Origin of the sequence: Halegenticoccus soli, assembly GCF_002844195.1 — an archaeon.
In the GTDB taxonomy this organism is placed as follows: Archaea; Halobacteriota; Halobacteria; order Halobacteriales; family Haloferacaceae; genus Halegenticoccus; species Halegenticoccus soli.
The window spans coordinates 259,395-274,421 of the sequence record NZ_PEND01000002.1; the positions used below are offsets into that span (position 1 = coordinate 259,395).

Consider the following 15,027-nt stretch of genomic DNA (forward strand, 5'->3'; position numbering starts at 1 on the left):
CGCTCATGAGACTTCTCCCCGTGCTGGTGGTCGGTCTCCTCCTCGCGTCTTCCGCGGCGGGCGCGGCGCTGTCCCCCGACGGCGGAGCGGGGTCCGGCTACGGCGCGGAGTCAGTCCAGGTTCACCGGCTCGGGCCGTCCGCGACGACGGGGGCGGAGGTGGAAACGGTGTCCGGCTCCGCGAGCTCCGACAACATGACGAGCGTCCTCACGCTCGACGCCGGCGCGGTCGAGCGGACGAACTTCAGCCGGCCGAACGCGAACCTGAGCGCGGCGCTCTCGCTCCGGGAGGACCGCCTGAACAACCGGTTCGGCGCGCTGCGCACGCGGACGGAACTCAACGCCACCGCCGACGAGCAGCGCCGGAAGGCGATCATCCAGCGCGCGATGACCGAAGTCGAGATCCGCGCGGACGAACTCCGCGCGGCGGAGCAGGAGGCGCTCAGGCGACACGGGGCCGGGCAGCTCTCGACCGCCGACCTCCTCGTCACGCTCGCCCGAATCGACGCGACCGCCGAGCAGCTCTCCGCGAACGCGACGATGTTGAAAGCGGAGGCCGAGGACATAGCGGAGTTCGACGTCGACCGCCGCGCCGACATCGTCCGGATCGAACTCCGCGCGCTCCAGGGGCCGATCCGCGACCGCGTGGGCGACGTGCTTCGCGGCGACGGACCCCCGACTCGAATCTACGTCGAAACCGGCGACGACGCGCTCGTCCTCTCGACGATCGTCGACGGCGAGTACGTCCGCGAGGCGTACGACCGGACCCGCCGCCCGCAGGACGCCCAGCGGCGGATCGACATCGCGGAGCTCGAAGACGTGATGGAGCGGCACTACCCCGACCTGATGCGCCGCGGGAGCTTCAGCACCTCGTCGACGCAGTCGCAGGCGAGCGACGTGTTCGTCGGCGAGGTCTCCTACCGACGGGGGCAGCTCACGGCGTTCGTCCACCGCGGCAACGACGGGACCGTGTTCAAGGAGGAACAGCGTATCGCGCTCAACCGGACGCCGCCCGTCCGCCCGCTCAACCGGACGCGGGCCAACCTCGACCTCACCGTCTATCCGTCGTATCCCGGCGGCCCGATGAAGGTTCAGCTGAACGAGAGTCGGACCGGGGATCCGGTCAGCACCGGCATCAGCGTCTACCGACCGAACCGGCGGTCCGTGCCCGACTCGGTCGGGCGGACGGACGCCGACGGGACGCTCTGGATGATCTCGCCGCGCGGTAACTTCTCGGTGCAGGCGATCCGCGACCCGTCCGTGGTCTCCGTGCAGGTTGTCCCCCTCGAACCGAATCGGGTGGTGAACGAAACCGAAAACGGCACCGAAAACGGCACCGACGCCGGCGACTCGCTTCGCGTCGAGCCGGTCGCGCCGCCCGCATCGATCGCCCACCCGCCGCCCGCACCAGTCGCGCCCCCGCGTCGCTGAACTTTTTATCCGAAGCCGGGTCCACTCCGGACCGTGTCCGACCGCGCGAGCGTTCCGGCCGTCGCCACCGCGACGCTTCTAGCGGCGACGATACTCCTCGGAGCAGCCGTCTGCGCCGCGACGCTCGAAACCGTCCCCGAGGGTCCGCAGCCGTCCGCCGCGCTGTCGCTCTCGGCGTCGGAGAGTCGACTCTCGCTCGTCCACCGCGGCGGCGACGCGCTCGACGTGCGGACGCTCCGGCTCCGCGTCCGCGTCGACGGCGTTCTGCTGGCCCGCCAGCCGCCGGTGCCGTTCTTCTCCGCGCGGGGGTTCGTCTCCGGGCCGACGGGACCGTTCAACGCCGCCTCGGATCCGACGTGGACGGCGGGCGAGACGGCGACGCTCCGCGTCGCGGGGACGAACGACCCGCCGATCCGGCCCGGCGCGCGCGTCACGGTGCGGATCTACCGCGGTGACCGCCCGCTCGCGGCGCTCTCGGCGACGGTGCGGTCGGGGACCGGGTGAGCCGCGGTCGCAATCGTCGGCGGTCGGCGCCCGTCAGACGGCCGATCCCGGCGATTCCGCCCTCGGCTGATCCCGGTCTCGGCCCTACGCCTCGGGCGCGCGGGCGACGGTGGTGATGGCGCGGGGGCTGCCGGGGCGGGCCTGCTGGATGTGGTGTTCGACCTCGACGAAGCCCGCCTCGGCGAACATCCGGTCCGCCTCCGCCTCGTCGTAAAACAGCATGATGGCGTCGGCGAGCCGCTGCATCACCGTCGACTTCGGGTAGTCCGGCCCGACGACGAGCACCTGCCCGCCGGGCTTCACGACCCGGCGGAGCTCCCGGAGCGCCGCCACCGGGTTCGGCCAGTACTCGATCGACCCGGACGACCAGACGAGGTCGAACGATCCGTCCTTGAACGGGAGTCGCTCGGCGTCGCCGCGGTAGAACCGCACCGACCCGCGCTTGCCGAACTTCCGGAACGCCTTCTCCATCTGGTGGGCGCTCTGATCGAGGCCGTGCACGTCGTCGGTGTACTGCAGGAGCCCCTCGGTTCCGAAGCCGGTGCCGCAGCCGACGTCGAGCACGCGGTCGCCCGGTTCGATGTCGAGAAGCGAGAGCGCCTCGGCGCGCATCTCCTCGTTCCAGACGAAGGGGTTGACCCGATCGTACACCTTCGAGAGGTACTTGTAGAACAACCGCGCCCGCGCTTTGTTCTCGAGGACTCCCATCACGGCGGGCTTCGGAGGCGTCGGGCATAACGCTGCGGATTCGCGGCCGCCGCGCGGGCGGATTCGGCCCCGGGGCGGTCGACGAGAGGGCGGCGCGGCGGTCGCTTTTTCCGCCGCCGCGGCGGTTCCGCAAACACCTTATACGCAGGTTGTGCAAGTTCCGAATGATTAGTGAGTATGCCGAGACCAGAGGTTCTCGAACAAATCAAAACGGCCGAGGGTGAGGCCGACGAGATCATCGAGGAGGCCGAGGCCGAGCGCGAGCGGCTCATCGCCGAGGCCCGAGAACGCGCGGACGAGATCCGGGCGAACGCCCGGGAGGAGGCCGACGAGTTAGAGGGGAACCGCCTCGCGGAGGCTCGACAGGAGATCGAGGCGCGCCGCGAGGAGATCCTCCGGGAGGGCGAACAGGCCCGCGAACGGCTCGTCTCCGAGGCCGAGGGCAACGTTTCCGAGGCCGTCGAGTACGCGTTAGAGCGGTTCGAGGAGGCGGTGCATGCTCAGACCTGAGCAGATGAGCAAGGTCTCGGTGACGGGGTCCAAGGCCGTCATGGCCGACGTCATCGAGGCGGTCCACGAACTCAACCTCCTCCACGTCTCCGACTACGACGGCGGTTGGGAGGGTTTCTCCCCCGGCGACCCCGTTCCGGGGGCGGAGTCGGCGTCGGACAGGCTCGTCACCGTCCGCTCGATCGAGAGCATCCTCGACGTGGACGACGACGACGCGGGGCCCGCGCGGATCGTCACCGACGAGGCGCTCGAGGAGGAGCTCGAATCGGTCCGGGCGCGGGTGAACGAACTCGACGACCGGCGCGACGAACTGCGGTCGGAGCTCCGCGGGGTCGAAGAGGAGATCGACGCGATGGAGCCGTTCGCGGCGCTCGGGATCGACCTCGACCTGCTTTCCGGGTACGATTCGCTGCAGGTCGTCGTCGGCGAGGGCAAACGCGGTGTCGTAGAACGGGCCGTCGCCGACGCCGACGACCTCGATTCCTACGAAATCTTCGAGTCCGGCGGCGTGCTCGCGGTGTTCGCCCGTCCCGCCGAGGGCGCGGACGAGGACGCGCTCGCCGAAGCGCTCGTCGGGACCGACTTCGCCGCCTTCGAGGTTCCTGACGCCGAGGGGAGCCCCGAAGAGTACGTCGGCGAACTGAAGCACCGCCGCCAGCAGCTCAACTCGCGGCTCAACACCGTCGAGGACGAGCTGGAGGAGCTAAAGCTCGACATCGCGGGGTTCCTCCTCGCCGCCGAGGAGAAGCTCACCATCGAGGTCCAGAAGACCGAAGCGCCGCTTTCCTTCGCGACCACGGAGAACGCGTTCGTCGCCGAGGGCTGGATCCCGACGAAGCAGTACCCCCACCTGACGACCGCGCTCGCCGACGCCGTCGGCGACCACGTCGAGATCGAGGAGATCGAGCGCGCGAGCTTCAAGAGCGGCAGTCACGAGCCGTGGATCGAGCAGGTCTCGGAGAGCCCGAGCGAGCCGACCGCCGCCGACGGCGGGGACCGGGAGGCTCGCGCTGACGGCGGTGCCGAACGCGGTTCGGCGTCTCGTCGGGCGTCGCCCGACGGGGGCGCGGTCGTCACGAAGCGCGACTCCCCGCCCGTGGTCCAGAACAACCCCGAGCCGATCAAGCCGTTCGAGATCCTGACGAACGCCGTCAGCCGCCCGAAGTACAACGAGTTCGACCCGTCGGTCTTCGTCTTCCTGACGTTCCCGGCGTTCTTCGGGTTCATGATCGGCGACCTCGGCTACGGGATCATCTACACGCTCATCGGCTACTACCTCTACTCGAACTTCGACAGCACCGGATTCAAGAGCATGGGCGGCATCACCATCTGGGCCGGCCTCTTCACGATGCTCTTCGGCGTGCTGTACGGCGAGTTCTTCGGTCTGCACCTCATCACCGAGTACCTGTGGGTCGGCGCGCTCGGCCTCGAACATCCGCCGATCGAGAAGGGACTGTCGCCCGGCCAGGTCGACTGGGCGCTCGGGTGGCTCGTCGTGAGCGTGCTCGTCGGCATCGCCCACCTGAACGTCGGCTGGGTCCTCGACTTCGTCGAGACGCTCGAACTGCACGACTTCAAGCACGCCGTGTACGAGAGCGGGTCGTGGCTCCTGATGCTGAACGGCCTGTGGATCTGGATCTTCAGCGACGCCCTCGCGGGCACCGCCCCGGAGTTCCTCTACACGACGTTCGCGAGCGACGGCGTCATCCCGCTCGGGTTCAGCGGTTTCCCGGCCGTCGTCGGCTTCGCGGGGCTCGCCGTGTTCTTCGTCGGTCTCCTCCTGCTCGTCGTGGGCGAGCCCGCCGAGTCCATCGAGTTCCTGAACGTGCTCGTGAACGTGCTGTCGTACACCCGGATCGCCGCGGTGCTGCTCGCGAAGGCGGGGATGGCCTTCACGGTCAACCTCCTGTTCTTCGGGGCGTACCAGCACCACGGCGAGTTCCACTTCATGCTCAACTACGGCCCGGAGCACGTCATCAGCGAGTACGGCGCCGAGGCGATCATGTTCCCCGGCCTCGTCCACGGAAGCGCCGCGACGATCCTCCTCGGCGTCGTCGTGCTCGTCGTCGGGCACCTCCTGGTGCTCGCGCTCGGCGTCACCAGCGCCGGCCTGCAGGCCGTCCGTCTCGAGTACGTCGAGTTCTTCGGCAAGTTCTACGAGGGCGGCGGCGAGGAGTACAAACCGTTCGGCTACGAGCGGAAGTACACCACGCAGGACTGAGCCGCGCTCCGGGTTCGTTTCGCCCCCTTTTATTCGCCTCGCCGGAACCGTCGTCAGCTGCCAGCTCGACCGAGGTTCCGGCTACTATCACTCGACTTCTTTGGGAAGCTTTATGACCGCCGTGGGGTGAACTACGAACGTTCGGAGACGACTAATCGGTATCAGAGGACTTCCATCGACACATGCTCGAAATCGCCACAGAGTTCGCCAACGTTGTAGCGCAGTCACAAGGAGCGGGCGGTCCGGCCATCGATGCACAGGCTGCTGCCGCCCTTGCGGTCGGTCTCGCCGCGTTCGGCGCGGGGTACGCGGAGCGCGGCATCGGCGCCGCGGCCGTCGGCGCGGTCGCCGAGGACGAGGACCTCTTCGTCCGGGGCCTGATCCTCACGGTCCTGCCGGAGACGCTCGTCATCCTCGCGCTGGTCGTCGTGTTCCTGGTCGGTTAAACCGCCCTTCTTCCCTCTCACAATGAGTTTGGAAACAGTCGCCGAGGACATTCGAGACGAAGCCCGCGCGCGTGCGGAGGACATTCGTAGCGAGGGCGAGCGGCGCGCGGAGGAGATCGTCGCCGACGCGGAGGCGGACGCCGAGCGCATCCTGGAGGAGCGCGAGGCCGCCGCCGAGCGCCGGATCGCACAGGAACGCGAACAGGCCCTCTCCAGCGCGAAGCTCGAAGCCAAGCAGGAGCGGCTCGAGGCCCGCCGCGACGTGCTCCAGCGGGTCCGCGAGGAGGTCGAGACGGGCCTCGTCGAGCTCGACGGGACGAAGCGGGAGGAGCTCACCCGCGCGCTGCTCGACGCCGCGGCCGCCGAGTTCGACGGGGACGACGACGTCCGCGTGTACGGCCGAGCCGACGACGAGCAGCTGCTCACTTCGATCCTCGACGAGTACGACGGGTTCGGCTACGCCGGCGAGCGCGACTGTCTCGGCGGCGTCGTGGTCGAGAGCACCGCATCGCGCGTTCGGGTGAACAACACCTTCGACTCGATCCTCGAAGAGGTCTGGGAGGACAACTTGAAGGAACTGAGCGCCCGACTGTTCGAGCAATGAGCGCCGCCGGGAGCTCCAATCCGGAGTACGTCAACGCCCGCGTCCGAGCGCGACGCGGCGCGCTGTACAGCGACGAGGAGTACCGCAAGCTGGTCCGGATGGGCCCCGCCGAGATCGCCCGGTTCATGGAGGAGTCGGAGTACGAAACCGAGATCAACGCCCTCGGCGCGCGATACTCCGGCGTCGACCTCATCGAGTACGCGCTGAACCGCAACCTCGCAAAGCAGTTCGACGACATCCTCGACTGGGCGGACGGTCGGCTGTACGACCTCATCGCCCGCTACCTGCGGAAGTTCGACGCCTGGAACGTGAAGACGGTGCTCCGGGGGCTGTACTCGGATCTCGACCGGCAGGCGATCGAGGACGACCTCATCCGCGCCGGCGAGTTCGACGAGCGGCTCGTCAACCGGCTGCTCGAAGCGGGCTCCATCGAGGAGGCCGTCGACCTCCTCGACCGGACGATGTTCGGCGACGCGCTCGCCGAGGCGTACGAGGACTACGAGGACACCGGCGTGCTCGTGCCGCTCGAAAACGCGGTCGACCGCGCGTTCTACGAGAACCTCCTCGACGGGCTCGTCGTCGACGAGGCCACCCAGCAGTACCGGGAGTTCCTGCGCGCGGAGATCGACTTCCGCAACGCGCGGAACGCCCTCCGGCTCGCCCGGAGCGGCGCGGAGATCGACCCCTCGGAGTACTACATCGAGGGCGGCAAGCTCTTCAGAGCCGCCGAGCTCTCGACGCTGGCGCAGAACGCCGACGAGCTCGTGTCGCGCATCCGCGAGAGCTCGTACGGCGACGACCTCTCGGCGGCGATCGACGAGCTGGAGCGCGCAGACAGCCTCATCCGCTTCGAGCGGGCGCTCGAAGCGGCGCTGCTCGAATACTCCGATACCCTGGGGTACGTGTTCCCGCTGTCGGTGACGCCGATCATCTCGTACATCCTCGCGAAGGAGCGCGAGGTGGAGAACATCCGCGCCATCGCCCGCGGCCGGGAGGCCGGCCTCGACGCGGACGAGATCGAAGACGAACTGGTGATACTATGAGTCAGGAGATCGCCGTGGTCGGCAGTCCCGACTTCACCACCGGGTTCCGCCTCGCGGGCGTCCGCAAGTTCGAGAACGTCCCCGAGGAGGAAAAGGACGAGCGGCTCGACGACGCGGTCGAGCGAACGCTCGCGGACGACGACGTCGGCATCGTCGTGATGCACGACGGCGACCTCGATCACCTCTCCCGGAACGTCCGGCAGGCGGTCGAGACCAGCATCGAGCCGACGCTCGTCACCCTCGGTGGCGGCGCGGGCAGCGGCGGCCTGCGCGAACAGATCAAACGAGCTATCGGCATCGACCTCATGGAGGAAGACAACGAATGAGTCAGGCAACACAGGAGACCGTCCGCGAGGACGGTGTCATTCAGAGCGTGAGTGGTCCGGTCGTGACCGCCCGCGACCTCGACGCCCGGATGAACGACGTCGTCTACGTCGGCGACGAAGGGCTGATGGGCGAGGTCATCGAGATCGAGGGCGACCTCACGACCATTCAGGTGTACGAGGAGACGTCCGGCGTCGGCCCCGGCGAACCCGTCGAGAACACGGGCGAGCCGCTGACGGTCGACCTCGGACCCGGCCTCCTGGACACGATCTACGACGGCGTCCAGCGGCCGCTGGACGTGCTGGAGAGCAAGATGAACAGCGCCTTCCTCGACCGCGGCGTCGACGCGCCCGGCATCGAGATGGACAAGAAGTGGGAGTTCGTCCCCGAGGTCGAGGTCGGCGACGCGGTCGAGCCCGGCGACGTCGTCGGCGTCGTCGAGGAGACGGTCACCATCGACCACAAGGTGATGGTGCCGCCGAACTTCGAGGGCGGCGAGGTCGCGAGCGTCGAGGAGGGCGCGTTCACCGTCACCGAGACGGTCGTCGAACTCGACAACGGCGAGGAGATCACGATGCACCAGGAGTGGCCGGTCCGCGAGGCCCGCCCGTCGGCGGACAAGAAGACGCCGCGGACGCCGCTCGTCTCCGGACAGCGCATCCTCGACGGCCTCTTCCCCATCGCCAAGGGCGGGACGGCCGCCATCCCCGGCCCGTTCGGCTCCGGGAAGACGGTCACCCAGCACCAGCTCGCCAAGTACGCGGACGCGGACATCATCGTCTACGTCGGCTGCGGCGAGCGCGGCAACGAGATGACCGAGGTGATCGAGGACTTCCCCGAGCTGGAGGACCCGACGACCGGCAACCCGCTCATGGCCCGGACGTCGCTCATCGCCAACACGTCGAACATGCCCGTGGCCGCGCGCGAGTCGTGCATCTACACGGGGATCACCATCGCGGAGTTCTACCGCGACATGGGGTACGACGTGGCGCTCATGGCCGACTCCACCTCGCGGTGGGCGGAGGCGATGCGCGAGATCTCCTCCCGGCTGGAGGAGATGCCCGGCGAGGAGGGGTACCCGGCGTACCTCGCCGCGCGCCTCTCGGAGTTCTACGAGCGCGCCGGCTACTACGTGAACATCAACGGCACGGAGGGGTCGGTCTCCGCCATCGGCGCGGTCTCGCCGCCGGGCGGTGACTTCTCCGAGCCGGTCACCCAGAACACGCTGCGCATCGTCAAGACGTTCTGGGCGCTGGACGCCGACCTCGCGGAGCGGCGTCACTTCCCGGCGATCAACTGGAACGAGTCCTACTCGCTGTACAAGGACCAGCTCGACCCGTGGTTCATCGAGAACGTCGCCGACGACTGGGCCGAAGAGCGCCAGTGGGCGGTCGACGTGCTCGACGAGGAGGACGAGCTCCAGGAGATCGTCCAGCTCGTCGGCAAGGACGCCCTGCCGGAGGACCAGCAGCTCACCCTCGACGTCGCGCGGTACCTCCGCGAGGCGTACCTCCAGCAGAACGCGTTCCACGACGTGGACACCTACTGCCCGCCGGAGAAGACGTACCTGATCCTGACCGCCATCCACACCTACCACGACGAGGCGTTCAGGGCGCTCGACGCGGGCGTCCCCGTCGAGGAGGTCACGGCGATCGACGCCGCGCCGCGCATCAACCGCATCGGCGTTCAGGAGAACTACGAGGAGTACGTGGCGGAGCTCAAAGAGGAGATCACGGAGCAACTCCGGGAGCTGTACTAATGAAAGAGTACCAGACCATCACCGAGATCAGCGGTCCGCTGGTGTTCGCCGAGGTCGACGAGCCGATCGGCTACGACGAGATCGTCGAGATCGAGACGCCGAACGGCGAGACCAAGCGCGGGCAGATCCTCGAATCCTCGGAGGGCCTCGTGGCCATCCAGGTGTTCGAGGGGACCACCGGCATCGACAAGAACGCGTCCGTCCGCTTCGTCGGCGAGACGCTGAAGATGCCCGTCACCGAGGACCTCCTCGGGCGGGTTCTCGACGGCTCCGGCCAGCCCATCGACGGCGGCCCGGAGATCGTCCCCGAGGAGCGCCACGACATCGTCGGCGCCGCGATCAACCCCGTCTCGCGGGAGTACCCCGAGGAGTTCATCCAGACGGGCGTGTCCGTCATCGACGGGATGAACACTCTCGTGCGCGGGCAGAAGCTGCCGATCTTCTCCGGGTCGGGGCTGCCGCACAACGAGCTCGCGCTCCAGATCGCGCGGCAGGCGACCGTGCCGGAAGAGGCGGCAGAGGGAGACGAAGGCGGCTCCGAGTTCGCGGTGATCTTCGGCGCGATGGGGATCACGGCCGAGGAGGCCAACGAGTTCATGGAGGACTTCGAGCGCACCGGCGCGCTGGAGCGCTCCGTGGTCTTCATGAACCTCGCGGACGACCCCGCCGTCGAGCGGACCGTCACGCCGCGGATGGCGCTGACGACCGCCGAGTACCTCGCCTTCGAGAAGGACTACCACGTGCTGGTCATCCTCACGGACATGACCAACTACTGCGAGGCGCTGCGCGAGATCGGCGCGGCGCGCGAGGAGGTGCCCGGCCGACGCGGGTACCCCGGGTACATGTACACCGACCTGGCGCAGCTGTACGAGCGCGCGGGCCGGATCGAGGGCCGCGAGGGCTCCGTCACGCAGATCCCCATCCTCACGATGCCCGGCGACGACGACACCCACCCGATCCCGGACCTCACCGGGTACATCACGGAGGGGCAGATCTACGTCGACCGCGGCCTGAACAGCCAGGGCATCCAGCCGCCGATCAACCCGCTGCCGAGCCTGTCGCGGCTGATGGACGACGGGATCGGCGAGGGGCTCACCCGCGAGGACCACGCCGACGTCTCAGACCAGATGTACGCGGCGTACGCCGAGGGCGAGGACCTCCGCGACCTCGTGAACATCGTCGGCCGCGAGGCGCTGTCGGAGCGCGACAACAAGTACCTCGACTTCGCCGACCGTTTCGAGACGGAGTTCGTCGACCAGGGCTTCGACACGAACCGGTCCATCGAGGAGACGCTGGACATCGGCTGGGAGCTCCTCTCGATGTTCCCGAAGGCCGAACTCAACCGCGTCGACGAGGAGTTCATCGAGAGGTACTACGTCGAGTCCGAAGCCGAGGCGGAAGAGGAAGCCGTCGAGGCCCAGGCCTGAGCGGACTCCCTTCTTTCCCTTTCGTTTCTGTCCCGACGAGCGTCCGCGCGCGGGAGCGGTCGCGCTCCGCTCAGAAGCCGTACGTCGCCTCCGCGGCGGCGGGGACGGGTTCGAGATCCGGATCCGCCAGCACGCGGTCGCGCCAGATCGCGTAGGTCAGCAGGTTCCACGACTGGCGGCCGCTGCCTTCGAGCGCCCGCTTTCGCATCCGATCCGGGACGAACTCGGGGGCCTCGTACTTCTCGAAGGCGTTCCGAAGCGCCCCCTCCGCGCGGTACCGGCGGAAGGGGAGGATGCCCGCGCCCTTCTCCTTGCCGGCGTCGTAGGCGGGAAGCCGGCGTTCGAGGAGCTCCTTGAGGAGGTACTTCGGTTCCAGGTCGCGGATCCCGCGAAGTCCCCGGATGTACCGTCGCTCGACCGGGATCGACAGCGAACACCGCGTCGCGGTCTCCGTGTCGAACGGCGTGAGGAGCGGCTTGCCGTGCGCGTGCGCGAGCTGCCGGTACCGGCTTCCGATCCGGTGGCCGTAGAGGCTGGCGAGGTTGGCGTACTCGATCGGCCCGGCGAACCCGCCGCCCGCCGCGCCCGCGTCGACGACCCTGTTCCGGACGTAGTTCACGAGCCGCCGGCACCGCTGGGCGACGAGATCCTCCCCAAGGAACTCGCCGACGAGCGAGGGCTCCGTGTATGCCGCGACCCGCTGGGGGTACGACTCGGGGTCGGCCGGATCCCGCCCGAGCTGATCCGACACCGTCAGCAGGGCCCGGAGCGGGGATCTGATCCGCTCGGGCGCGCGGGCGGCGGCGACGCCCACGCCGGGCAGCGAAAGCGCGGGTTCGAGCCACGAGGCGATCCGGGCGCTCTTCGTCCCGCCCATCCCGAAGAGCGCGTCGGCGCCGACCGCCATGAGGTACGTCCCCGCCTCCCCGCGTCGCAGCCCCTGCTCGACCAGCACCGTCGGAAACGCGTAGGAGGGCGACCCGAGCGCCTCGATCCCCGTCTCCGCGTGCGCGAGCACGTCGCCCTCGTCGAGCAGGAGCTGCCGGTGGTGCGCGCCGAGCAGTTCGGCGGCCTCCTCGGCGTACTCGATCTCGTATGCGTACTCCGGCGAGTCGATCCCGACCGAGAGCGCGGTCGCGTCGTCGAGGTACGTGTGCGTCAGCGTCGAGTCGACGCCGCCGGAAAAGAGGTTGACGAGCCGCTCGTCGTCGCCCGGAGACGAGAGCAGCCCGGCGAGCGCCCCGTCGATCGCGTCGACCGCGCGCGAGGGGCGGATCGACTCGGCCGCCCGAATCCGATCCGAGAGGGCCGTCTCGCGTTCGTCGGTCTCGCCGTCCCATCGGAGCCACTCGCCCTGGCCGAGCAGGCGGATCCCCGACACGAAGGAGCCGGGCGCGATCGGGGCCCGAAAGAGCAGGTGGTCAGCCGCGGCCCGCGGCGAGACGATCCGGTCTTCGACCGAGAGGCGGGAGAGGGCGGTCCGGAAGTGATCCGCGAGGACGGCGGTTCCCTCGGAGTCTTCGAGGTAGTAGAGTTCGCGGGTCGCCGTCGGGCTCCGGTACCCGTACGCCCGCTCCGCGTGGTCGCCGTCGGTCGACACGTGGACGAGCACCGCGTTCTCGGCGACGTCGCCGACGCGACCCTGCACTTCGGCCACGGACTCCGCGTCGCGCACGAGCCGCTCCAGCGCGCCGGGATCGAACGCCGAGACGAACCAGCGGCCGTCGTCCGTGTCGACGACGCGCGCCCGCGGATCGGAGAGAGAGACGAGAAGCTCCTCTGTCATGTTTCCCCTCTAGTCCGCGACGAGTATTAGTATGAGCGGGATAAGCGAAACCGGCGGTCCGCGCTTCAGCCGAGCGCTCGTCGGCTCGCCCCCGGACCGCCCTCTCCCGCCGCTTCGATCGTCCCGGAAGCGTCGAACTCCGGGCCGGGCGGGCGGGACGGCGGCGGTCGCGCCGCCCCCGTGGCCGACTGTAAAAGATTATCTGTGCCCGTCGACAAACGTCCCGTAATAATGGCCGAAGACGTCAAACCGACCCGCAAAAACCTCATGGAGATCGAGGACCGCATCGAGCTCTCCGAGCGCGGTCACGACACGCTGGAACAGAAGCGTGACGGCCTCATCATGGAGTTCATGGACATCCTCGACCAGGCGCAGGACGTGCGGGCCGGCCTCAACGAGGACTACGAGCGCGCTCAGCGGACCATCAACATGGCGCGCGCGATGGAGGGGGACGTTGCGGTCCGCGGTGCCGCCGCCGCGCTCAAGGAGCACCCCGAGATCACGACCCAGTCGAAGAACATCATGGGCGTCGTCGTCCCGCAGATCGAGTCGAGCCGGGTGAAAAAGAGCCTCGACCAGCGGGGCTACGGCCTGCTCGGCACCAGCGCGCGCATCGACGAGGCCGCGGAGGCCTACGAGCAGCTGCTCGAATCGATCATCCTCGCGGCGGAGGTCGAGACGGCGATGAAGAAGATGCTGGAGGAGATCGAGACGACGAAGCGCCGGGTGAACGCGCTCGAGTTCAAGGTGCTCCCGGACCTGTACGACAACAAGGAGTACATCGAACAGAAGCTCGAAGAGCAGGAGCGCGAGGAGATCTTCCGCCTGAAGAAGATCAAGGCCAAGAAGGAAGAAGAGGAGAAGGAGCAGGAGGAGGCCGAAAAGGCGGCCGCGAAGGAGCCCGAGACGGTCGTCGCGGACGACTGATCCCGTCCGCCATCCCGTGCGCCTGCCACTCTCGCTTCCGTTTTCGCTCTCGTCCCTCCGAACGCGTCTCGGCGACACCTTCCGGCCGCGGGGGAGGGAGACCCCACCGACGACGGAGAAACCGAAGCAAACGGAGCAACCACCGACCATGAACTGTCCACACTGCGGCGTCGAAACGGTGTCCTTCGCCGTTCCGGAACGGCTCCGAGCGCACGCGCCCGAGGAGTCGGCGGCGGCCGCCCTGTGTCCCGACTGTCTCCGCGTGTACCCGGCCGAGGAGGCCGCTTCCGACCCCGACTTCGCGCGCGTCGGCGATTTCTTCCCCCGGGGCGAGGCAGGGGCGGCGATGGCGCTCCTGCTCGGCCTGCTCGACTCCCTCGCGCTCAACCGCGCCGCGATCGAGGCGCTCAGCGCGCGGACGGAGAGCGCGGGCGACGATCCGCTCCTCACGCTCGACCGGCTGGCCGAAGCCGGCGACGTCGACCCGCACTTCGACCTCGACCGCCGCAGGACGCAGCTCGAACAGCTGCTCGATTGACGACCCGACGGTCCTCGTCGAATCGCCGACGATCCTCATCGAGTCGCCGACGGTTCTCGTCGAATCGTCGGCCGCGGGCGGTTCTGCGACCGGGTCGCCCTCCGGTTCGGCTTCGGGACGACCTTCTTCGGAAACGTATTTGTATCTGTGTTCACGCCGTGCGCGGTCGCGCACGAGGTGAGGTGATAACGGTTGTATTTCCAACACGTACGTGGCAATGTCCGTCATCTCCCCCGAACGCGTCCCCCCTCGCAGATCCCGTCGTCCGTCCCGCTCTCGGCGCGCGCTCGAACGGTCGGAGGTCTACGAGGTCCTCCGGAACGAACGCCGTCGGCGCGTGATACGGCGGCTCCGGGCGACGGACTCGACGACGCTGTCGGAGCTGTCGGAGCGGATCGCTGCCGCCGAGGCCGGGGAGTCGCCGCCGCGGCGCGTCCACCACAGCGTGTACGCGACGCTCCACCAGACGCACCTCCCGAAGCTCGACTCGCTCGGCGTGGTCGCGTACGACGCGGACGAGAAGACGATCCGCCGCGGACCGGCCGCGGACCCCGTGATCGCGTTCATGGACGCGACCCCGCGCGCCGACCACCGGGGGCGGTGGGCGTGCTGGTACTTCGCGCTGGGTCTCGTCGGCCTCCTGTCCTTCGCCGCCCGCGCCGTCGGCGTCGCGCCGACGGGCGCGCTCGGCCTTGTTTACCTGCACGGCGGCCTCTTCAGCCTGCTCGCGGTCACGGCGGCGTACCGCTGCGGCAGGGTTGTCCGCCGTCGGTGAGCGCTCAGCGCCCGAGAGGGCCTGC

At 68.8% G+C, this 15,027-nt stretch carries 15 protein-coding genes; 13 read left to right on the forward strand and 2 right to left on the reverse strand.

The genetic code is table 11. From position 1 onward, the window contains the following. Positions 1-5 precede the first annotated feature (5 nt). Both CNO20_RS06265 and CNO20_RS06270 read left to right on the forward strand, forming a co-directional pair. Positions 6-1,430 carry a DUF7096 domain-containing protein gene (locus tag CNO20_RS06265; RefSeq protein WP_143423152.1) on the forward strand — a complete coding sequence of 475 codons (1,425 nt, stop codon included), beginning with the start codon at positions 6-8 and terminating at the stop codon, positions 1,428-1,430. A gap of 33 nt (positions 1,431-1,463) precedes the next feature. Further along, positions 1,464-1,934 carry a type IV pilin gene (locus CNO20_RS06270; protein WP_101295282.1) on the forward strand — a complete coding sequence of 157 codons (471 nt, stop codon included), beginning with the start codon at positions 1,464-1,466 and terminating at the stop codon, positions 1,932-1,934. 84 nt (positions 1,935-2,018) lie between these two features. Here the strand turns inward: CNO20_RS06270 and CNO20_RS06275 are convergent, their stop codons facing one another. Beyond that, positions 2,019-2,642: a methyltransferase domain-containing protein gene (locus tag CNO20_RS06275; RefSeq protein WP_101295283.1), complete on the reverse strand. Its 624-nt coding sequence runs from the start codon at positions 2,640-2,642 to the stop codon at positions 2,019-2,021. A 177-nt stretch (positions 2,643-2,819) separates the two neighbouring features. Between CNO20_RS06275 and ahaH the strand changes: the two genes are divergently transcribed. The 8 genes from ahaH (at position 2,820) to CNO20_RS06315 (ending at position 10,976) form a co-directional block, all read left to right on the forward strand. Then, positions 2,820-3,152, forward strand: a complete 333-nt coding sequence (gene ahaH / locus CNO20_RS06280) for an ATP synthase archaeal subunit H (protein ID WP_101295284.1) — start codon at positions 2,820-2,822, stop codon at positions 3,150-3,152. Then, complete coding sequence (locus tag CNO20_RS06285) at positions 3,139-5,373, forward strand: V-type ATP synthase subunit I (RefSeq protein ID WP_101295285.1); 2,235 nt, start codon at positions 3,139-3,141, stop codon at positions 5,371-5,373. Before ahaH ends, CNO20_RS06285 begins: the two co-directional genes overlap by 14 nt. A gap of 182 nt (positions 5,374-5,555) precedes the next feature. Then, a complete protein-coding gene (locus CNO20_RS06290) occupies positions 5,556-5,819 on the forward strand; it encodes a F0F1 ATP synthase subunit C (RefSeq protein ID WP_101295286.1) in 264 nt (87 codons plus the stop codon). A gap of 22 nt (positions 5,820-5,841) precedes the next feature. Beyond that, a complete protein-coding gene (locus CNO20_RS06295) occupies positions 5,842-6,423 on the forward strand; it encodes a V-type ATP synthase subunit E (RefSeq protein ID WP_101295287.1) in 582 nt (193 codons plus the stop codon). Further along, positions 6,420-7,466, forward strand: coding sequence for a V-type ATP synthase subunit C (locus CNO20_RS06300; protein ID WP_101295288.1), 1,047 nt, complete (start codon positions 6,420-6,422; stop codon positions 7,464-7,466). Before CNO20_RS06295 ends, CNO20_RS06300 begins: the two co-directional genes overlap by 4 nt. Beyond that, on the forward strand, positions 7,463-7,792 hold the full coding sequence (locus CNO20_RS06305; protein WP_101295289.1) for a V-type ATP synthase subunit F: 330 nt from the start codon (positions 7,463-7,465) through the stop codon (positions 7,790-7,792). Before CNO20_RS06300 ends, CNO20_RS06305 begins: the two co-directional genes overlap by 4 nt. After that, positions 7,789-9,549, forward strand: a complete 1,761-nt coding sequence (locus CNO20_RS06310) for an ATP synthase subunit A (RefSeq protein WP_101295290.1) — start codon at positions 7,789-7,791, stop codon at positions 9,547-9,549. Before CNO20_RS06305 ends, CNO20_RS06310 begins: the two co-directional genes overlap by 4 nt. Then, positions 9,549-10,976 (forward strand): ATP synthase subunit B, encoded by a 1,428-nt coding sequence (locus tag CNO20_RS06315; protein WP_101295291.1) that lies wholly within the window; start codon positions 9,549-9,551, stop codon positions 10,974-10,976. The genes CNO20_RS06310 and CNO20_RS06315 overlap by 1 nt, the downstream gene beginning before the upstream one ends. A 70-nt stretch (positions 10,977-11,046) precedes the next feature. Here CNO20_RS06315 and CNO20_RS06320 read toward each other — a convergent pair whose 3' ends face one another. Further along, positions 11,047-12,762, reverse strand: a complete 1,716-nt coding sequence (locus tag CNO20_RS06320; protein ID WP_101295292.1) for an asparagine synthase-related protein — start codon at positions 12,760-12,762, stop codon at positions 11,047-11,049. 231 nt (positions 12,763-12,993) lie between these two features. Here CNO20_RS06320 and CNO20_RS06325 point away from each other — a divergent pair, with 231 nt between their 5' ends. From CNO20_RS06325 to CNO20_RS06335, 3 genes are all read left to right on the forward strand, one after another. Further along, entirely contained in the window at positions 12,994-13,689 is a 696-nt protein-coding gene (locus CNO20_RS06325) for a V-type ATP synthase subunit D (protein ID WP_101295293.1), read from the forward strand. Between the two features lie 148 nt (positions 13,690-13,837). Continuing rightward, positions 13,838-14,227: a DUF6276 family protein gene (locus CNO20_RS06330; protein ID WP_101295294.1), complete on the forward strand. Its 390-nt coding sequence runs from the start codon at positions 13,838-13,840 to the stop codon at positions 14,225-14,227. 217 nt (positions 14,228-14,444) lie between these two features. After that, complete coding sequence (locus CNO20_RS06335) at positions 14,445-15,002, forward strand: DUF7344 domain-containing protein (protein WP_101295295.1); 558 nt, start codon at positions 14,445-14,447, stop codon at positions 15,000-15,002. The last annotated feature ends 25 nt before the right edge of the window (positions 15,003-15,027 follow it).